Origin of the sequence: Nocardiopsis sp. NPDC007018 (assembly GCF_040635075.1) — a bacterium.
Taxonomy (GTDB): Bacteria; Actinomycetota; Actinomycetes; order Streptosporangiales; family Streptosporangiaceae; genus Nocardiopsis.
Genome location: NZ_JBEYHA010000020.1, coordinates 1 through 18872 on the forward strand (window position 1 = coordinate 1; position 18872 = coordinate 18872).

Annotated in this window: 16 protein-coding genes and 1 pseudogene; 10 read left to right on the plus strand and 7 right to left on the minus strand. The window is 72.6% G+C overall.

From position 1 onward, the window contains the following. Nucleotides 1-340: 340 nt before the first annotated feature. The 3 genes from ABZ635_RS13520 to ABZ635_RS13530 form a co-directional block, all read right to left on the minus strand. Entirely contained in the window at nucleotides 341-898 is a 558-nt protein-coding gene (locus ABZ635_RS13520) for an SRPBCC domain-containing protein (protein ID WP_357763743.1), read from the minus strand. Then, nucleotides 895-1194, minus strand: a complete 300-nt coding sequence (locus ABZ635_RS13525) for a metalloregulator ArsR/SmtB family transcription factor (RefSeq protein ID WP_357763746.1) — start codon at nucleotides 1192-1194, stop codon at nucleotides 895-897. Before ABZ635_RS13525 ends, ABZ635_RS13520 begins: the two co-directional genes overlap by 4 nt. Before the next feature lie 279 nt (nucleotides 1195-1473). Continuing rightward, nucleotides 1474-2901, minus strand: a complete 1428-nt coding sequence (locus tag ABZ635_RS13530) for a hypothetical protein (RefSeq protein WP_357763749.1) — start codon at nucleotides 2899-2901, stop codon at nucleotides 1474-1476. Nucleotides 2902-3077: 176 nt separating this feature from the next. Between ABZ635_RS13530 and ABZ635_RS13535 the strand changes: the two genes are divergently transcribed. Next, the gene (locus tag ABZ635_RS13535; protein ID WP_357763751.1) at nucleotides 3078-3593 is read left to right on the plus strand and encodes a DinB family protein; all 516 of its coding nucleotides are present in this window, start codon (nucleotides 3078-3080) and stop codon (nucleotides 3591-3593) included. A gap of 27 nt (nucleotides 3594-3620) precedes the next feature. On the opposite strand, the gene ABZ635_RS13540 is transcribed toward ABZ635_RS13535, so the two are convergent. After that, complete coding sequence (locus ABZ635_RS13540) at nucleotides 3621-5249, minus strand: MFS transporter (RefSeq protein WP_357763753.1); 1629 nt, start codon at nucleotides 5247-5249, stop codon at nucleotides 3621-3623. Nucleotides 5250-5430: 181 nt separating this feature from the next. On the opposite strand from ABZ635_RS13540, the gene ABZ635_RS13545 reads away from it, so the two are divergent. The 7 genes from ABZ635_RS13545 to ABZ635_RS13575 all read left to right on the plus strand — a co-directional run bounded on the left by ABZ635_RS13545 (nucleotide 5431) and on the right by ABZ635_RS13575 (nucleotide 11199). Next, nucleotides 5431-5682 carry a DUF2795 domain-containing protein gene (locus tag ABZ635_RS13545; protein WP_357763756.1) on the plus strand — a complete coding sequence of 84 codons (252 nt, stop codon included), beginning with the start codon at nucleotides 5431-5433 and terminating at the stop codon, nucleotides 5680-5682. 177 nt (nucleotides 5683-5859) lie between these two features. Continuing rightward, a complete protein-coding gene (locus ABZ635_RS13550) occupies nucleotides 5860-6852 on the plus strand; it encodes an ABC transporter substrate-binding protein (protein WP_357763759.1) in 993 nt (330 codons plus the stop codon). Nucleotides 6853-6943: 91 nt separating this feature from the next. Beyond that, nucleotides 6944-7930: an iron chelate uptake ABC transporter family permease subunit gene (locus tag ABZ635_RS13555; RefSeq protein WP_357763762.1), complete on the plus strand. Its 987-nt coding sequence runs from the start codon at nucleotides 6944-6946 to the stop codon at nucleotides 7928-7930. A gap of 139 nt (nucleotides 7931-8069) precedes the next feature. Next, nucleotides 8070-9053, plus strand: a complete 984-nt coding sequence (locus tag ABZ635_RS13560) for an iron chelate uptake ABC transporter family permease subunit (protein WP_357763990.1) — start codon at nucleotides 8070-8072, stop codon at nucleotides 9051-9053. Beyond that, nucleotides 9050-9805: an ATP-binding cassette domain-containing protein gene (locus ABZ635_RS13565; RefSeq protein WP_357763764.1), complete on the plus strand. Its 756-nt coding sequence runs from the start codon at nucleotides 9050-9052 to the stop codon at nucleotides 9803-9805. The genes ABZ635_RS13560 and ABZ635_RS13565 overlap by 4 nt, the downstream gene beginning before the upstream one ends. 21 nt (nucleotides 9806-9826) lie before the next feature. After that, on the plus strand, nucleotides 9827-10735 hold the full coding sequence (locus ABZ635_RS13570) for an aminoglycoside phosphotransferase family protein (protein WP_357763767.1): 909 nt from the start codon (nucleotides 9827-9829) through the stop codon (nucleotides 10733-10735). A 167-nt stretch (nucleotides 10736-10902) separates the two neighbouring features. After that, nucleotides 10903-11199: a DUF4287 domain-containing protein gene (locus ABZ635_RS13575; protein WP_357763770.1), complete on the plus strand. Its 297-nt coding sequence runs from the start codon at nucleotides 10903-10905 to the stop codon at nucleotides 11197-11199. 136 nt (nucleotides 11200-11335) lie between these two features. Here the strand turns inward: ABZ635_RS13575 and ABZ635_RS13580 are convergent. Together ABZ635_RS13580 and ABZ635_RS13585 are read right to left on the minus strand one after the other, a co-directional pair. Beyond that, nucleotides 11336-13143: pseudogene (locus tag ABZ635_RS13580) on the minus strand (alkyl sulfatase dimerization domain-containing protein). Nucleotides 13144-13274: 131 nt separating this feature from the next. Next, complete coding sequence (locus ABZ635_RS13585) at nucleotides 13275-15821, minus strand: PEP/pyruvate-binding domain-containing protein (protein ID WP_357763773.1); 2547 nt, start codon at nucleotides 15819-15821, stop codon at nucleotides 13275-13277. Nucleotides 15822-16194: 373 nt separating this feature from the next. Between ABZ635_RS13585 and ABZ635_RS13590 the strand changes: the two genes are divergently transcribed. Together ABZ635_RS13590 and ABZ635_RS13595 are read left to right on the plus strand one after the other, a co-directional pair. After that, a complete protein-coding gene (locus ABZ635_RS13590) occupies nucleotides 16195-17271 on the plus strand; it encodes an alpha/beta hydrolase (RefSeq protein WP_357763776.1) in 1077 nt (358 codons plus the stop codon). A gap of 23 nt (nucleotides 17272-17294) precedes the next feature. Next, nucleotides 17295-17717, plus strand: a complete 423-nt coding sequence (locus ABZ635_RS13595) for a hypothetical protein (RefSeq protein ID WP_357763779.1) — start codon at nucleotides 17295-17297, stop codon at nucleotides 17715-17717. A gap of 42 nt (nucleotides 17718-17759) precedes the next feature. On the opposite strand, the gene ABZ635_RS13600 is transcribed toward ABZ635_RS13595, so the two are convergent. Continuing rightward, the gene (locus ABZ635_RS13600) at nucleotides 17760-18635 is read right to left on the minus strand and encodes an alpha/beta hydrolase (protein WP_357763782.1); all 876 of its coding nucleotides are present in this window, start codon (nucleotides 18633-18635) and stop codon (nucleotides 17760-17762) included. Nucleotides 18636-18872: the final 237 nt, after the last annotated feature.

An 18872-nucleotide genomic window follows, 5' to 3' on the forward strand; every position in this document is an offset into this window, starting at 1 on the left:
AAGGGGTACGCAGTAAGCGGCACAGGACCTACCGGCCCAAAGGGATAAACGGGTTGGCCGTAGAACCCTCGCGCTACACCAACCACAACCGTAGAACCCACAACTCACAGCAACCACAGACCGTAGAGCCGGCTACAAACACCAACCACAGCCCTCGTTCCCACAGCTCACAGCCCACAACCCCCGTACCCACAGCTCACATCAACCACAGACCGTAGATCCCGCCACACACCCACACACAGCAACCACAGCCACCTGACGCTCAGGGGACTCGGTCACCCACGCACTCGGTCACCCACTTCTCGACGCGAACGAGACCATCGAGCTGGTGCGCCGACCCTCAGGACTCCGGAACGGGCGCCTCGGAAGCCCCCGACGCCTCCGATGACCCCGCGTAGAGCGCGGCGACCTCGCCGATCCGCGCCCAGGCCGCGTCGGCCGACCCTCCTTCGAGGTCCAGCGCCAGGGCGTCGAGCATCACGTGCCAGCCGGTGGCGAAGTCAGTGGCGAAGTCGGCGGCGGGCTCCGGCTCCAGCTCGCCGTGCACGAGCGTGAGCAGCGTCCCCTCCGGGACGGGCTCCAGAGTCCAGCGCACCACCGAGTCCGGCACCCCCTCCCACGACCACCCATGCACGAGCAGGCCGCGCTCACCGGGCGGCTCCGCCTCGCTGACCACCCCGGTCGCGGCTCCTTCGTCACCGAAGTCGAAGCGGACCGCACCGCCGACCCGGGTGTCGATCGCACAACCCGGCAACCACCGTTCCAGGCGCTCCGGCTCGGCGATCCACGCCCAGACACGGCCCGGGGCGTGCGCGAGGACCCGCTCGAAGCGGATACGGAAGTCTCCCGCCGGGCCGACACCGAGCGTGCCGCGCAGGGGATTCTGTGTCTGGGTCATCGGGACTCTCCTTCGTCCATGGCCTGTTCCAGGGCGTCGAGCGCGGTGTCCCACCGGGCGCGCTGGGCTTCGAGCCAGTCGCCCACCTCGTCCAGCGCGGCGGCGTTGACCGAGTACATCCGCCGCCGCCCCTGAGTACGCACGCTCAGCACTCCGGCCTCGACGAGCACCCCCAGGTGCTGCGAGACGGCCGGGCGACTGATGTCGAAACTGGCCGCGATCTCACCGGCCGAGCGTTCGCCCGCCGACAGGACCTCGACCACGCGCCTGCGGTTCGGTTCACCGATCGCTTCCATGACATCCACGGAAAACATGTAAGCAGAGACTTACACGTTGGGTCAAGGAGTCCCCTCCGCCCCAGAAACCGCGCCGAACCCCACACCCTCCGCGCCGACGAGCGGCCCCCAGGCCCCCGGCGTGCTCCCGGGGTTCTCCCTGCACGAGGAGCTGGAGCCTGATGGTGCGGGCGGGGCTCTCGCCCCTGCGCGCCCTCCAGACCGCCACCCTGGAACCGGCCCACGGGGGCGTGACCTCCCCTTCCGGGGTGCGGCGGGCCCTCGGATGGCCAGGTGCTCCTAGGTGACCTGGGCGGCGACCTCCTCCGCGAGCCGGAACGCGTCGTCGAGCGCGTCGTTCGCCGAGGGCATCGGTCCCGAGGCGGGCCTGTCGTACAGCCGTACCCGCGCCACCAGGTCGCCGTCGAGCAGAACCACCTCGGCCGACCACCCGTTCTCCCCGCGCACGTGACGGGCGAAGGCCTCCTCTGCGGGGCCCGACAACGCGGTGAAGACGTGCTGGTCGGGCTCCTCCCCCGTTTCCGCCTCGGGGGCGACGCGGGCGTTGAGGTAGTGGAAGGCGAACTCCCGCGCGGCGGCGGCCGCCGCCCCGTCGGGGCCCTCGTCCGCCAGCCCGACCTCCACGGTCAGGTTCCGTCCGCCCCGCCACGCGCAGGCTCCCGTCGCCGCGCCGGACGCGCCCTCCCCGGTGAAGAGGGCCCCCTCCCCCGCCTCCGAGCCCGCGGGGACCCCGGTCTGCCTGAGCAGCTCCTCCGGCAGGTCCACGCAGGGGTCGGGCAGTTCGCCGTGCGGGTCCGCACCCTCCGGGACCGCCGCGAAGGGGCGCTGGGACGGCTGGCCCAGGCCGCGCGCGATCTCCTCCGCCGCCGTGAGCGCGCCTCCCCAGGTCGTGCCGGTGTCGAGGGGTTCCGCCTCGGGCGCGTGCAGCAGGTCAACGTGCGACTCCCACTCCGGGTCGGCACCCGAGGAGGAAACCTCCACCACGGCGTTGACGGTGCGGAACAGGACGGTGGTGCGGCCCGCGCGGTACTCGACGCCCCCCTCGTCCCCCAGGACCGGCCCCTCGGTGTCCACCGCGTTGACCAGCACCGCCTCATCACCGAGCCCCGCGAACGGCAGCGCCTCCACGGTCGCGAACAGCCCCCGGGTCCCCTCGACCGACGCGGCCAGTTCGGTGCCGAGGTCGCGGACCGCCCGGGCGTCGGACCGCGCGCCCTCGCCCAGGTCCTCCGTGGCCCGCACCGTGACGTCCAGCTCACGGCTCCGTTCCCCGCCTCCCGTGTCGAGGACGTCCGTGGACCACCGACACGTGCGTGCGACACCGCCGGAGTCGGAGCGGTCCCCGGTCCGCGGCCGAACGTCCGGTACCAGGAGGGCCGCCGTCTCCTCGGACACACCGCAGCCGGAGGGCAGGTCGGTGACGACGGGGCCCAGGGTCCGCCGGTCGAGCACCTCGGCGCGGGCGACCGGCCCGCCCGGGGTCGCGTCGGGCTCCTCGGAGCCGTCCGCCGTCAGGTACACCACGACAGCCAGGACCGACGCCAGGGCACCGGCCCCGAGCACGGTGCCGGTCCTGCGGAACCGCGCGACGCGCCGCGCCCGGGCCCCGCCCGAGGGCATCCGCCCGGTTCCGCCCTCCGGGGCCGTCTCCCCACCGGCCCGGCCCGCGCGGTCCGTTCCCTCTCCGGTCGTCTCTTCCCTGGGCATCGCCCGAACCTCCCCCACGCTCCGCCGGGGCGCGTCCGGCGCACCGGCCACCGGTACGACCGGTCACAGGTGTGGACGCGTCACCGTCCCGACCGGTTCTCTGCGGACGGAGCCCGGCACCCGGCCGCCGGAAAAAGGAGCTGTGCCGCAGGTGCGCGGTGTGACAGGTTGGGCGTATGCCTGACTACCGCCGCGACCTTCTGCGCGACCAGTACGACCTGACCTGGGCGCTCTTCGAGTACCACCTGGAGCGCCTGGAACCCGAGGACTTCCTCTGGGAGCCCGCCGAACTCTGCTGGACCCTGCGCCGGGGCGCCGGAGGCGTGTGGACCCCCGACTGGGCCGACAGCGAGCCGGACCCCGTCCCGGTCCCTACCATCGCCTGGCTGACCTGGCACATCGGCTGGTGGTGGACGGTCACCCTCGACCACACGCTGGGGCGCACCCCGCAGGACCGCGCGGAGATCCGGTGGCCGGGCGAGGAGGGGGCCGCGGACTGGCTGCGCGGCATGGGCCTGGACTGGGTGGAGGCGCTGTCCGAGATGGACCTGGACCAGCGCGCCTCCTTCCCGTGGCAGGGCGCGGAGGGCAAGACGAACGCGCACACCGCCGCGTGGGTCAACAGCGAGCTGATGAAGAACGCGGCCGAGGTGGGACAGCTGCGCATGATCCGCGCCGCCCGCAAGCGCTAGACCCACCGACCTTCAGGGTCAGTACACCTAGCTCCGGCCGGGAGCGGCCGGAACCCGGCCCCCCTCGTCCTCACTGGAGGCCCCCTCCGCACCCGTGTCGGACGCTCCCTCGGCGCCCTCCTGCGAAGCGTCGAGCCGGGTGCGGCGCAGCAGCCACAGGACGGCCAGCCCGGTGGCGACGAGCAGCACCGCGCCGAAGGCGTACCCGGTCCGCACGGCCGTGGTGAAGGCGTCGAAGGCAGCGTCCAGGAGCGGCCCCGCCTGGTCCGCCGGGAGCCCGTCGGCGACGCCCACGGCCCCGCCCACGCTCTCCCCGGCGCGTTCCAGCGCGGACGCGGGGACCTCCTCCAGCCCGGCTCCGTCGAGCCCGCGCCGGTAGACCACCGCGGCCATACTGCCCAGCAGCGCCATGCTGACCGCGCCGCCCAGTCCGCCCGCGACGTCGGACATCGCCGCCGCGGACCCGGCCCGGCTCACCGGGGCGCTCACCATGATGAGGTTCATGCCGAGGGTGAAGAGCGGGCCGAGGGCCAACGCCATGACGGTGGCCGCCGCGATCAGCGCGAGAGCGCCGGTACGGCCCGCCATGAACGCGAGCGCCCCGCCCGCGACAGCGGCCAGGAGCAGACCCCCGCCCATGGCGACGGAGGGCCGCATCCAGCGGGTGAGCAGGGGCGCGGCCAGTCCACTGGCGATGGAGACGAGCGCGGGCACGACCATCAGGGCGCCCGTCTCGGCGGGCGAGAGCCCGAGGTCGGTCTGGAGGTACTGCACCAGCAGCATGTCGGCGCCGCCGTAGGCCAGGAGCATGAGCATCAGCGCGGCCAGCGAGACCGTGAAGGCGGGGGTCGCGAAGAGCCGCATGTCCAGGAGGGGGTCGGGCAGGCGCAGCTGCCTGCGCACGAACAGCGTGCCCAGCACCAGCCCGGCCGCGACCGGGAGGAGGTAGGGCCACACGGTGGAACCGGCGGAGGCGCGGTCGGCGATCTCCTGGAGGCCGAAGACCACGCTGATGATCGCCGCCATGGACAGCAGGACGCTGGGCAGGTCCACGCTCCCCTCGGTCTCCTCGCGGTGTCCGGGCAGCAGGAGCGCGGCCGCCACCAGCAGCAGCGCGGCGACCGGGACGTTGATCAGGAAGACGGCGCCCCAGGAGAAGTGTTCGAGGAGGACCCCGCCCAGGGGCGGCCCCAGCGCCATCCCGCCGGAGAAGGAGCTCATGACCACCGCGACCGCCACCGAGAACTGGCGGGAGTCGGCGAAGATGACGCGGAGCAGCCCGAAGACGCTGGGCGACATCGTGGCGGCCGCCGCGCCCATGAGGGCGCGCATCGCGATGAGGACCTCCGGGGTGGGGGCGAACGCCGCGACCAGGGAGGCCAGTCCGTAGACGGTCACGCCCGCCATGAGCAGGCGTCGGCGCCCGACCCGGCTGCCCAGCCAGCCCATAGTGAGGACGAGACTGACCCCCATGAACTCCCCGGCGTGCAGGACCCACAGCATCTGGGTGCTGCCCGGCGCGAGATCGGCGGCGATCGCGGGCAGTGCCATGAACAGGACGGACATGTCGGTGGCGACCATGAGCAGCGGGAGCGTCATGACGGCGAGCGCCAGCCACTCACGCCAGGTGGCGCGTCCGGGGGTTGTGGTGTTCACGGTCTCCTCCGAGGTGGGGCGGCAGTGCCGCCGACCCTAGGACCTCAACCTTTGTTGACATCAAGTCCGTGGCGCCCGGACCGGGGTTGAGGCCCCCGCCCGCCGGGTAGTCCCACCTGTGTCCGAGCAGGTCAGGGCGGCCGCGCCCCGAGGGTGCGCGGCGTTCTCGAAGGGACGAACCATGGGCGTCGAACGCGGGCTCACCGGGCTCCGCAACATCCTGGACGGACTCCGGTTCCCCGTGACCCGGGACGCGGCGGTCGACGCGGCGCTGGAGGCGCGCGCCGACGAGGAGATCGTGAGCGCCCTGCGGGCCATGCCGGACGCGGAGTACAACGAGCCCAAGGAGATTCTGGGCGCCGTCCCGCTCCCCGAGCGCGAGCCGCGTTCGCACACCGAGTCGGCGCGGGCCCGGGAGCGCGACGGGAACTGAACGTGCGCCCCCCGGAAGCACCGCGAACACCGGACGGGCACACACGGACCGGCACAGAACCGCAGGTCACGGGCTCCCCACACTGAGGCCAACCTCTCAAAGGGGACTCCCCAGTGCATTCCGGACAGAGGTTAGGTTAGGCTCTCCTTCATCCCTGGAAACTGGAGGAGAACCACCATGAAGCCCCCCGTCCGCCCCGTCACGGCGCTCTCGCTCGTCCTCGCGTCCTCCCTGGTCATCGCGGGTTGCTCCGCCGACCCGAAGGAGTCCGACGACTCCGCGGCCGCCGCCGGGGGCGCCACGATCGACGTCGAGGACAACAACGGTACCCAGACGGTGAACTCTCCTCCCGCCTCGGTGGTCGCCCTCGACAACCGCACCTTCGAGACCCTCTCCGACTGGGACGTCGAACTCTCCGCCGCCGCCGTGTCGCTCATGCCCGACACCATCGGCTACACCCAGGACGACTCGATCATCGACATCGGCACGCACAACGAGCCCGACCTCGAAGCGATCGTCGCCGCCGAACCCGACCTCGTCGTCAACGGCCAGCGGTTCACCCAGCACGCCGAGTCCATCGCCTCCCTGGTGCCCGACGCCACCATCCTCGACCTCGACCCGCGCGAGGGCGAGCCCTTCGACACCGAACTCAAGCGCCAGACCACCGTGCTCGGCGAGGTCTTCGACAAGCAGGACGAGGCCGCACAGCTCGTCGACGACCTCGACTCCGCCGTCGAGCGGGTCAAGGAGGCCTACGACGGCGACACCGTCATGGCCGTCACCACCTCCGGCGGCGAGATCGGCTACCTCGCCCCCGGCGTCGGCCGCACCCTCGGCCCCGTCTTCGACCTCCTCGAACTCACCCCGGCGCTGGAGGTGGACGGCGCCAGCGACGACCACCAGGGCGACGACATCTCCGTCGAGGCCATCGCCGACTCCGACCCCGACTGGATTCTCGTGATGGACCGCGACGCCGCCGTCGCCGCCGACGAGGCCGGATACGAGACCGCCGAGAACATCCTGTCGAGCTCCGAGGCGCTCTCCGGCGTGTCCGCCGTCAAGGACGAGCAGATCGTCTTCATGCCCGCCGACACCTACACCAACGAGGGCATCCAGACCTACACCGAGTTCCTCAACGCGTTCGCGGACGCGCTGGAGGCCCGGGCTTGATCCCGCTCTCCCCCGCGGCACGCGCCGACGCCTCCGGGCCCGTCGGCGCGTGCCCGCGCGCAGACCGCCGTCGCGCCGGAGGTGACCGGACGTGACGCCCGCGACCCCGTCCCCGTCGCGCACGCGCAAGGGACGGCTGTTCGACTGGAAGCTGCTCATCGGCGTCGCCGTCGTGGCGGCCCTGCTCGCACTGTCCCTCGCCACCGGCGTGTACGACGTCCGCGGCGCCGAGGACGGCCGCGAGATGTTCGCGATCACCCGTGTGCCGCGCACCCTCGCACTGGTCCTGGCGGGTGCCGCCATGGCCATGTCCGGGCTCGTCATGCAGCTGCTGACGCAGAACCGCTTCGTCGAGCCGACCACCACCGGCATCACCGAGTGGGCGGGCCTGGGCCTGCTCACCGTCATGATCCTGATGCCCGGGGCGAGCATCGGCACCCGCATGGGCGGAGCGATCGTCGCCGCCTTCATCGGCACGATGGTGTTCTTCCTCTTCCTGCGCCGCGTCACCCTGCGCTCCTCGCTGATCGTCCCGATCGTGGGCATCATGCTCGGCGCCGTCGTCAGCTCGGTGTCGACCTTCGTCGCGCTCCAGACCGACATGCTCCAGAACCTCGGCGTCTGGTTCGCGGGCAGCTTCACCTCGGTGCTGCGCGGCCAGTACGAACCCCTGTGGATCGTGGCCGTGGTGGCCGTCGCCGTGTTCGTCGTCGCCGACCGGTTCACCGTCGCCGGGCTGGGCGAGGAGATCTCCACCAACGTCGGCCTGAACCACAACCGGGTCGTCCTGCTGGGCACCACCCTCATCGCGGTGGCCACCGGCGTGGTGACCGTGGTGGTGGGCAACCTGCCGTTCCTCGGGCTCATCGTGCCCAACGTCGTGTCGATGTTCCGCGGCGACGACCTGCGCGGGAACCTGCCGTGGGTGTGCCTGCTGGGCATCGGCATCGTCACGGTGTGCGACCTGGTCGGCCGGACCATCATCATGCCCTTCGAGGTGCCCGTGTCCCTCATCCTCGGGGTCGTCGGCGCCGTCGTCTTCGTCCTTCTCCTGTTGAGGCAGCGCCGCCGTGGCTGAGTCGTCCGCTCCCCAAGTGAGCCCCTCCCCCGAACCCCCGACCCCGGCGTCCGCGCCCCGCGTGACCCCTCCCCTCCCCGGGCCGCCCGCCCGCGCGGGTGAACCGCCCCGGGAGGGCCCCGAACGCACCTCGCGCACCCTGCCCACCCCGCGTGCCCGCCGCCGCTACCTGATCATCGTCACGGTGCTCTCGCTCCTCGCGGTCGGCTTCGCCTTCGGCCTGCTGGCCTGGGACAACCCCATGCCCGTGGGCTCGGACGGGTTCTGGCGCATCGCCGAGCTGCGTGCCACCAACGTGCTGGTCATGGCCGTGGTGGCGATCTGCCAGGCCGTCGCCACGGTGAGCTTCCAGACCGTGACCAACAACCGCATCATCACCCCGTCGATCATGGGGTTCGAGGCGCTCTACGTCGCGATCCAGACCACCGCCGTGTACGTCCTGGGCGTCGCGGGCGTCCTCGCCGTCACGGGGCTCTCCCAGTTCGTCCTCCAGATCGCGCTGATGGTCGGCTTCGCGATGCTGCTGTACGGCTGGCTGCTGTCCGGCCGGTACGGCAACCTCCAGGTGATGCTGCTGATCGGCATCATCATCGGCGGCGGCCTGGCGTCGGTCTCCACGTTCATGCAGCGCCTGCTCACCCCGAGCGAGTTCGACGTGCTGGCCGCCCGCCTGTTCGGCAACGTGTCCAACGCCGACGCCTCGTACCTGCCGGTGGCGGTCCCGCTGTGCCTGGGCGCCGCGGCCCTGCTGGTAGTGGGCTCGCGGCGGCTGAACATCGTCGCGCTGGGCCGCGACGCCAGCACCGGGCTCGGGCTGAACCACCGCCGCGAGACCATGCGGGTGCTGTTCCTGGTGTCCGTGCTCATGGCGGTCTCCACCGCTCTCGTGGGACCGATGACCTTCCTCGGCTTCCTCGTGGCGACCCTGGCCTACCAGTTCGCCGACACCCACGACCACCGCCACGTCTTCCCCGTCGCCGTGCTGACCTGCTTCGTGGTCCTCAGCGGCGCCTACTTCGTCATGCGGAACCTCTTCTACGCCAACGGGGTGGTCTCGATCATCATCGAGTTCGTCGGCGGCCTGGTGTTCCTCTTCGTCATCCTCAGAAAGGGCCGGCTGTGATCACCCTCAAGGGCGTCCGTAAGGAGTACGGGAGCGAGGTCACGATCGGCCCCGTGGACCTGGAGATCCCCCGGGGCGGCGTGACCGCGCTCGTGGGCCCCAACGGCGCCGGCAAGTCGACCCTGCTCACCATGGTGGGGCGGCTCCTGGGGCTCGACGCGGGCACGGTCGAGATCGCCGGGCACGACGTCACCCGGACCCCCTCCAAGGAACTGGCCAAGATCGTCTCGGTCCTGCGCCAGGAGAACCACTTCGTCACCCGGCTGACGGTGCGCCAGCTCGTGGCGTTCGGCCGCTTCCCCCACTCCAGGGGGCGGCTCACGGTGGCCGACGAGGAGGTGGTGAGCCGCGCGATCGACTTCCTCGACCTCACCGCCCTGGAGAACCGCTACCTCGACCAGCTCTCCGGCGGCCAGCGCCAGCGCGCCTACGTCGCCATGGTGCTGTGCCAGGAGACCGAGTACGTGCTGCTCGACGAACCGCTGAACAACCTCGACATGCGCCACTCGGTGCAGATGATGAAGCACCTGCGCCGGGCGGCGGCCGAACTCGACCGCACCATCGTGATCGTGCTGCACGACATCAACTTCGCGGGCCACTACGCGGACCACATCTGCGCCGTGAAGGACGGCTCGGTGGTGGAGTTCGGCCCGCCGGAGCGGATCATGACCGACGAGGTCCTGACCCGGGTCTTCGACACCCCGGTGACCGTCGTCGACGGCCCCAACGGACCGCTCGCCGTCTACTACTGACCGGTGGCCGATACTGGGTCGATGCGCACCCCTCCGGCCGAAGTGAACCTCACCCCCGACCTCGTCCGCCAGCTCCTGCGCCGACAGCACCCGGACCTGGCGGACCTGGCCGTCACCCCGGTCTCCCACGGCTGGGACAACTCCCTGTTCACCCTGGGCGCGGACCTGTGCGTGCGCATGCCCCGCCGGGAGGCGGCCGCCCGGCTCGTCGTGAACGAGCAGCGCTGGCTCCCGGAGATCGCCGAACGCGTCGGCGTGCCCGTCCCGGTCCCGGTACGGGTGGGCCGCCCCGACCGCGGATACCCCTGGCACTGGTCGGTGACCCCGTGGTTCGAGGGCCGCACCGCCGCCGAGGTACCGGTGGACGAACGCTCCGACCTGGTCGAACCCCTCGCGTCGTTCTTCTCACGGCTGCACGTGCCCGCCCCGGACGACGCCCCCCGCAACGAGGTGCGCGGGGTTCCCCTGCGTGTGCGCGACGCCCGTGTGCGCGAGCGCCTGGCCACCGGTACCCACCCCCGCGCCGACGCACTGCTCGCCCTGTGGGAGGAGCTGCTCCCCACCCCCGAACGGACCGGCCCTGCGGTGTGGCTGCACGGCGACCCGCACCCCGCGAACCTGTTGGTGGGCACGGCCGAACACACCCGCGCCGAGGGCCGCCTCGACCTGGTCGCCGTCCTCGACTTCGGCGACCTCACCTCCGGCGACCCGGCCTGCGACCTCGCCGTCGCCTGGCTGGCCTTCGGCCCCCGCGACCGCGCCCGCCTACGCGCCGAACTGGACCGCCGGAGCGGGGTCGACGTCCCCACCTGGGACCGCGCCCGCGCCTGGGCGCTGCTCTACTCGACCCTGCTGTGCGCCAGCGCCCCGGAGCACCCGGTCCTCGGCGCCATCGGCGAGCACACGGTCACCCAGCTGCTGGACGCCTAGGTACAGGTTCCGTTTGGCTACGGTGGCCCTGGCCCCATGGACACCCCAGCCGCGCGTCACTCCGCCACCGGCTCCGCATCAGGTGCCACCGGGGCGGTGACGCGTCAGGTGGAATGTCGTAGTCGGGTGTGAACATGGGTTCCCGGCCACCCACCCGAGGAGAGCCCATGTCCTTCCAGGCCTATCTGGACACCATCGAGGAGAAGACCGGTCTGGTCCCCCGTGCCCTGGTGGACCTCGCCAAGGAGAAGGGGTACGACGCCCCCTCCGTGAAGGCGGGCACCATCGTCACCTGGCTGGCCGACGACTACGGCCTGGGCCGGGGACACGCGATGGCCCTGGTGCACGTGATCAAGAAGGGGCCCACGATCGACGCCAAGCACGTGGGCACCACCGGCAGCCACCGGGACGCCACCACCGAACTCTGGCTCGACGGGAAGGCGACCGACCCGAACCGGGCGTGACCGGCCCGTGGGTCCCTCGCACCGGGTACGCGCGGACACGCGTCGGCGGCCCCGCTCGGCGGTCGCGAGGGACCCACGGGGCGGCCCGGTACGCGCGATCGACGATCAGTGCCCCGCCCCCACCGGGCCAGGCCCGTCAGGGCGTGACGATCGCGAAGTCCGGGTCGGGCTCGTCCAGCACCCCCATGACCCGCCGGACGGCCTCCAGGTCGCCGTCGTGGTCGAGGCCGTCCGTGTCCCCGTGCGCCAGCAGGCCCAGAAACCGGGGCTTGGTCAACCGCAGGGTGAGATCGGCGTCTCCCGCGACCTCCCCCCTCACCGGCCAGTGCACGAACACCCCGTTGGACATCTCGGTCCGGTAGGACTCCCCCAGGTCGGTCAGGGTCCAGTCGATGACCACCGACAGGGCGGCCGCCCTCGGGCCGTCCACCCGGATGGAGACCGTGTCGAACAGCTGGGTCACGGTGAGCATGGCCGCCATGCTCGACACCGCCAGTCCGGTGTGCGCCACGCCCTCACGCAGCTCCCGGGCCCCGGTCAGGTAGCAGTTGCGCCAGGTCGCGTTCTCCGCGCCCTCGCCCAGCCGCCGGAACACCGACGCGAGCAGATCCCGGGCCCCTTCGTGCGACGGGTCCGCGAACACCGCGTGCCGCAACAGCTGCGCGGCGAACCGGGTGTCCCCCTCGTCCGCGTACGCGCGCGCCCTGGCCACCACGGCGTCGGTCCCGCCGATGGTGTCCACGTACCGGCGCGCGCTCTCCTCCGGCGGGTGCTCCCACAGGGTGGCGGGTTGCCGTCGTACCAGCCCAGGTAGCGCTGGTAGACGGCCTTCACGTTGTGGGACAGCGAACCGTAGTAGCCCCGCGTGTTCCAGGCGGCCGCCAGGCCCTCGGACAGCCGCAGCTCCTCCGCGATCTCCGGGCCGGTGAGGCCCTTGTTGAGCAGACGCAGCGTCTGGTCGTGCAGGTACGCGTACAGGTCGCGCTGCTCCGAGAGGAACCCCACGATCCGGTCACGCCCCCAGGTCGGCCAGTGGTGCGAGGCGAACAGCACGTCCGCGCGGTCCGCGTACAGCTGGACCGCCTCGTTGAGGTAGCGCGACCAGATCCGCGCGTCGCGCACCACCGCGCCACGCAGGGTGAGCACGTTGTGCATGGTGTGGGTGGCGTTCTCGGCCATGCACAGCGCGCGGTGGTCGGGCAGCAGGAAGTTCATCTCCGAGGGCGGCTCGGTGCCCGGTGTCATCTGGAAGACGAACCGGACCCCGTCCACCGTCTCCTCCTGCCCGGTGCGGGTCACGTCCACGGTCGGCGGCACCAGGCCGGGCGTCCCCGTGGACACCGCCGACCCCAGACCCACGCCGACCGCCCCGTCCGGCCCCACCCCCAGGTTCGCGCCCGAGTAGTACATACCGCGCCGCAGCATGGCGGGGCCCGCGTACACGTTCTCCACCACGGAGTGCTCCAGGAAGCCCTCCGGCGCGAGGATGGGCACGCCGTCCCGTTCGGGGTCGAGCACCCCGAGGGCGCCGCCGAAGTGGTCGATGTGCGAGTGCGTGTAGACCAGCCCCGTCACGGGGCGCTCGCCCCGGTGCTCCCGGTACAGGGCCAGGGCGGCCGCGGCGGTCTCCGCCGAGACGAGGGGGTCGACGACCACCACGCCGCGCCCGCCCTCGATCAGCGTCATGTTCGACAGGTCAAGGCCGCGCACCTGGTAGACCCCGGCGGTGACCTCGTACAGTCCCTGCTTGGCGCACAGCCGGGCCTGGCGCCACAGGCTCGGGTGGACGGAGTCGGGGCGCTCGCCCTCCAGGAACCCGAACGCGTCACCGTCCCACACGACACGGCCCCGGTCGTCACGCACCACCCCCGGGACCAGCGCGCCGACGAACCCCCGGTCGGCGTCCTCGAAGTCGGTTCCGTCCTCGTACCCGGGCTCTGCCATGGCCGTCCCTCCGTCGGAGCACACCGGTCGGGCCGGGCAGGCCCACCCCCATGCTCGTCACCGGCCGCCCAACGGGGGCCCGGCCGCACGTCAACTCCGCGTCATCTTCCGGTACCGGTGGAGGGAGGGCCTCACCCCTCGCGGGGGGACTCTCCGTCGGTGAAGGTGAGGTCGGTGAGGTCGGTGGGGTCGGTGGCGGCGGGACCGTCGCCCGCGTCGGCGGCGTCCGCGTCGGCGACCACCACGACCGTCCCCGCCGAGCCGTCGACCCGGAGCAGGTCGCCGGTCCGGATCGCGGTGGTGGCGTCCCGCACGCAGATCACCGCCGGAATCCCGTACTCGCGGGCGACCGTGGGGCCGTGCGCGATCGGCGAACCCGTCTCGGAGACCAGCCCTGCGGCGGTCATGAACAGCGGCGTCCAGCCCGGGTCGGTGGTGGGCGCCACGAGGATCTCCCCGGGCTCGACCCTGGCTCCGGACGGGTCCAGGACCACCCGGGCGCGTCCCTCGGCCCGCCCCGGAGCCGCCGGTGTCCCCGGTAGCCCGCCCGGTTCCACGGCCGGGGCCGGCAACGCGGCCGCCACGTCCGTGCCATCGGTCAGGAGGGTCCCCGGCACCGTGCGCCGACGCCGCTCCCGCAGGTGGAGGCGGCGACGCTCGGCGACCAGCGACCGTCGGTCGACGCCGCCGTCCACCGTCGACCGGACCTCGTCCAGGTCCAGGAAGAAGACGTCGTCGGCCGTCTCCAGCAGTCCGAGGCCCGCCAGGTCGGCTCCGACCAGGAGCACCTGGCGGCGCATCTCCGCGAACGGCACCAGCCACGCGAACTTGCCGTACTCCCGCAGGCCCGCGAGTTCGCGGGAACGGCTCATGAGGAAGGCGGCGACGGCACCGCGCACCGGACGGCGCCGCAGGGCGCGGGGGACCAGTTCGGCGAGCGCCGCCCCGGCGGCGGCCCCGGCCCGCTCGAACCTGCGGTCCGGTGCCTGTTCGGGGTCGTCCAGGCGCAGGTAGTTGGCGACCGACGCGAACACGGGCGCCGGGTTCTCGCGCCACCGGGGCACACCGATGTCCACCTCGGCGGCCGCCCTGTGCCCGTAGGCGTCCAGGAAGGCGGCCAACCCGACCTCCGGCAGCTCCCCGCGCAGGTACCGGGCGGCGAGTTCCTCCGGAGATGTGCGGGTGAACAGGTCCCCGTGGGCGCGGGCGCGCTCGGCGATCCGCCACAGGGCCAGGTCCATCTCGGTGGTGACGTTGTGGGGCAGGCCGCCCAGGACGGTGTCGGTCTCCTCCCTGGTGGCGACCCCGCGCAGCAGTGCCGCCGGGGCCGTGCCGGTGACGATCCCGGCGAAGACCGGGCCGATCACCCGGGTCAGGTCCCGGCCGAGCATCGCGTCGAGGGCCCGCCCCGTGACCCAGTCCAGCCGTGACGCCGACCCGGCTCCGGCGCCCGGGCCGCGCAGGGCGCGCAGACGGGCCACGGCGGCCTGTGCTCGGGCGCGCGCGGCCCGGGGGCGGGCCAGCGCGTGGCCGACCCCGAACACGGCCGAGGGCAGGAGCGCGGCGGCCACGCGGAGCCCGGTCGACGCGGGGAACGGCAGCCCGGGGCGGGGGGCGAACCGCGGATCGTCGAGCAGGTGCTCCACCGCCGCGCGCGCCCGGGGCCCGTACACGTCCATGGCCTGGGGCAGCCTCCCCCGGAGCGGGGAGCTGCGCAGGAACGCGGACAGGTCGACGAACAACCGGCCTCCCACACCCACCATGAGGGGGTCGGGGTCGGCGTCGCCGGTGGCGAACCCGACCGACCCCCACCAGCGGGTCCACATCCTCTGGAGCATGGCCAGCCCGAGCGGGGTGAAGGGGCGCAACATGCCCTGCATGTGCCCGACCTCCATGTAGAAGCGGGGCAGGTCGGGCAGGTCCTGCGGCGGGAGCGGGAAGAGGGTGGTGACCGGCCGGGACTGGAGCAGCCACAGGACGCCGTCGCGGTCGTGGACCCACTCGACGTCCTGCGGGGAGCCGAAGAGCCCCTGGAGGCGCCGTCCGGCGGCGGCCAGCTCGACGACCTGCCCCGGTGCGAGACAGCCCCCGGCTCCGTCCACGAGCCGACCGTCGTCGACCGCGTAGTGGTCGGGTTCGACCGACCCGTCCACGACCGCGCCGCCCGGGCCGCGCACCGCGTCGACCACGGTGCGCGACCGGGAGCCGGTGAGCGGGTCGGCGGTGAACATGACCCCGGCGGTGTCCGCGTCCACCATGCGCTGCACCACCACCGCCATGCGCACATCGGCCCGGTCGAGGCCGTTGGCCCGCCGGTAGGCGACGGCGTGTTCGTTGTCGAGCGAGGCCCAGCAGCGGCGGACGGCGTCCACGACGGCGTCCGCGCCCTCGACGTCGAGGTAGGTGTCCTGCTGTCCGGCGAAGCTGGCCTCGGGGAGGTCCTCCGCGGTCGCGCTGGAACGCACCGCGACCCTGCCAGCGCCCAGAGCCTCGTAGGCCCGGGTGATCGGCTCGGCGGGCACCGTCCCGGACGCGTGCGCGGCGGTGGTGACGCAGAAGCCGGGGGGCACGCGCTCCCCAGCCGCGACCATCTCCCCGAGGTTGGCCGCCTTGCCCCCCACGAGATCCCCCATGCCACGGCGGACCCCGTCCAGTCCCACGACGCTCCGTACGTCCATGGCCGCGCCCTCCCGTGAGGCCGTCTGGTCGCGGGCGCTTCCGAACCGGTGCCGGGCGGGCCCGCCACAGGAGAGTCTTCCCCGGTCAGGGCCGCGCCACCCACCCGGAGGGGTTCAGGAGGAGCGTCCCGGCCATGGGGCGGCCCCGATCGGGACGTCGTCAGGAACGGATGCGTCCGCGCCCTGGCCCGGCGCCGACACTCGCAGGTGACGTCGACCACTACCCTCCACCGATCTTCGGACAAAACTCGCCAAAGGTCACTTAGACGACATAGGGGGCTACCCGAGGTCAGTGGCCTCTGCCAGGATGGCGCCACCCCCAGCCCGAGACCAGAACAGCGAGGCGTCGATGGCCGCACCACCGTCGTCGAACGTGCCAGCCGAGAACGCGGCGTGGTGGAGGCGCCTCAGCCCCGAGCGCCGCGCCCGCCTACTCCAGGAGAGACCGGCCGAGATCGGCTCCCTCGACGGGCTCCCCTCCCGAGTACGCGACCAGGCCAACCGTTCCGTCCTCGACTCCTACCTCCGGGACCACGAGGACCCGGGATCGGCGGCGCTGAAGCGCATGATCGGCGGCCCCGAGGGCGACTCCCGCGACCGCCCCCTGTTGCTGACCTACCGGCCCCCGAGCGCACCGGGAGGCACCGACGGGCTGGTGGCCGTGTCCTACGGGGACCCGGACCGCTCCCACTACACGGCCGTCCACGTACCGGGAACGGGCAACAACCTCAACGCGATCCCGCACATCCGCTTCGGGCTCGACAACGCCCGACGGCTCCGCGAACACGCGGAGGCCCCCACCGGGGGACGCGAGAGGACCGCGGCCGTCTACTGGCTCGGGTGCAAGATGCCCGACCGCATCCCCGGTCAGGCGACCAACACCAGGTACGCCGTCGAGGGGCACCCGGCGCTGACCGGCTTCGTCTCGGGCCTCGCGGTCAGCAAGCAGATCCGGGGGCAGACCACCGTGACGGGGCACAGCTACGGAACGGGCGTCGTGGCCAGGGCCGCCGCCTCCACCCGGAACTTCCCCGCAGACGCGATCCTCTTCCAGGGCAGCCCGGGCGTGGGGGACGTCCAGAAAGCGGAACAGCTCAACGTCGACCCCCGCCGCGTCTTCGTCATGGCGGACAAGTCGGACCCCGTGGTACACGCCCCGCGCCGTCTCCTCGGGACCAACCCGAAGTCCTCGAGTTTCAGGGCCAGGGCCCTGTCGACCCGGGTCAGAGGGCACAGCGAGTACATGAAGCATGGGAGTCTGGCCCTGAGCAACACGGTCAACGTCGTCATCGGCCAGTGGGACCGGCTGGTCGAGGAACCCCGGCTCATCAGCCTGTACGCCGCGGTCGCCGAACTGGCGAAGCTGGCCCTGCGCGGGCCCTTTCCCCGGAACGTTCCCCCCTTACCTCCGCGCCGGACCCCCCGCGAGCCGGGTCCGTCCCTCACGTGACCACAGCGAAGGAACGAGGACTCATGGAGACCAAAGGCAAGGCCGAGGCCGTGGACCTGGCGATGGCGAGGGCCGGCGCGTGGCAGGACCGGTTCCCCGCCCCCTTGGAATTCAGAGTGGCGGACACCGCCCTGGCCGACCCCGACCTGCCCGGAGCCGAGAACGGCGACGTGTACAACGCGTCGGCAACCTACGCCTGCCCCGCGAGCCCGCGCCGGGCGCACACAGTGCTCAGAGCACTGCACTCCGCCTGGTCCTCCCGGGGTTGGGAGAGCGCCCTGCGACGCTCCCCGCACGGCGGCGGCGTCACGGCGCAGGACCCCGAAGGGTTCACCTACTCCTTGGAGACGTGGACCGCGCCCGCGGTCCTGGTGCTGCACGTGTACTCGCCCCTGTACCGGGACCCGGACCCGGACACCCTCTTCACCCCGCGCAGACCGGGCTGAGGGACCCGGCTGAGGCCGCCCGCCCGTCGCGCCCCGGAAGGGTCAGGCGATCTCGCGCACCAGGGCGCGCACCCGCTCGGGGAACTCGTACGGCGCCAGGTGCCCCGCGCCCTCCAGTACGCGCGGTTCGGTGTCGAGGAACCGGCGGGCCGGGCCGTGCAGGCGCGCCGGGGAGAAGAACACGTCGTCCGACCCGGTGACCACCATGACGCCGTGCCCCTGCCAGGCCAGCAGCGACTCGGTGGGCAGCGGACCGGGTGCGAGACTCGTCCGGCAGTACCTGCCGACCATCGTCATCCACGACGCGAACGGGTGGGACGGGTAGCGAAAGTCCGGTCCGCTCATGAAGTTGAGCAGCCGGGTGCTCTTGTCGTCGCGCGGGCCGATCATCCACGGCAGTGTCACGCGCATGAGCTCCGGCGGCGTGGCGGCGCTGGTCAGACCGGCCGGGTTGACCAGCACCATCCCTCTGACCTGGTCGCGGGGTCTGGCCGCCAGGGCGACCGCCGCGCCCAGGGAGTGCCCGAGGACCACCACCGGGCGGTCCACCAGCTCGGGGAGCACCTCGTCGAACCACCGGCCGTACGCCTGCGCGCGGTGCCCCCGGGGCCGCAGCCCGCAGCTGAGACCGGGCTGCCCGGGCAGGTCCACGAGATAGACGTCCCGCTCCTCCGTCATGTCCGAGACCGGCGAGGCCATGAGAGCGCTGTTGAAGTTGGTGCCGCTGAGCACCACCACCGGAGTGCCTGGGCCGCCGGGCATCCGGAAGGCGCGGGTGGGGCCGATCGACGTGGGGATCTCCGGCAGGAAGACCAGGTCCGGGTACTCGTCGAGCCGCTCCCGGCACCAGTCGCGAACGGTCCGCTCCGCTGACTCGGAACGGTAGACGCGAGCTCCGTGGAGCGTGGTCTCCGGCATGGTCACACCTGGTTTCGGATAGGGATCGCCGCCTCGCCGACCAGTCTTCCCGGCACACCAGACCCGCACTCTACGCCCGTGTACCGGTTCGGCCAACCGGACCGGCCGAACACCCCGGCACGCCCGCACGCGACGGGTGCGTGGGCCGGGCCCCCAACCCGCACCCCAGCGACGTTAGCGCTGTTCAGGGGATAGAGTGACCCCAGCGCCCAGGGGCCGCTGGCGGTCTCCGAATTC

Excerpts from the sequence above, each read along its gene's own strand:
- ABZ635_RS13520 (WP_357763743.1), bottom strand. The coding sequence starts at position 898 with ATGACCCAGACACAGAATCCCCTGCGCGGCACGCTCGGTGTCGGCCCG.
- ABZ635_RS13525 (WP_357763746.1), bottom strand. The coding sequence starts at position 1,194 with ATGGAAGCGATCGGTGAACCGAACCGCAGGCGCGTGGTCGAGGTCCTG.
- ABZ635_RS13530 (WP_357763749.1), bottom strand. The coding sequence starts at position 2,901 with ATGCCCAGGGAAGAGACGACCGGAGAGGGAACGGACCGCGCGGGCCGG.
- ABZ635_RS13535 (WP_357763751.1), top strand. The coding sequence starts at position 3,078 with ATGCCTGACTACCGCCGCGACCTTCTGCGCGACCAGTACGACCTGACC.
- ABZ635_RS13545 (WP_357763756.1), top strand. The coding sequence starts at position 5,431 with ATGGGCGTCGAACGCGGGCTCACCGGGCTCCGCAACATCCTGGACGGA.
- ABZ635_RS13550 (WP_357763759.1), top strand. The coding sequence starts at position 5,860 with ATGAAGCCCCCCGTCCGCCCCGTCACGGCGCTCTCGCTCGTCCTCGCG.
- ABZ635_RS13570 (WP_357763767.1), top strand. The coding sequence starts at position 9,827 with ATGCGCACCCCTCCGGCCGAAGTGAACCTCACCCCCGACCTCGTCCGC.
- ABZ635_RS13575 (WP_357763770.1), top strand. The coding sequence starts at position 10,903 with ATGTCCTTCCAGGCCTATCTGGACACCATCGAGGAGAAGACCGGTCTG.
- ABZ635_RS13585 (WP_357763773.1), bottom strand. The coding sequence starts at position 15,821 with ATGGACGTACGGAGCGTCGTGGGACTGGACGGGGTCCGCCGTGGCATG.
- ABZ635_RS13595 (WP_357763779.1), top strand. The coding sequence starts at position 17,295 with ATGGAGACCAAAGGCAAGGCCGAGGCCGTGGACCTGGCGATGGCGAGG.
- ABZ635_RS13600 (WP_357763782.1), bottom strand. The coding sequence starts at position 18,635 with ATGCCGGAGACCACGCTCCACGGAGCTCGCGTCTACCGTTCCGAGTCA.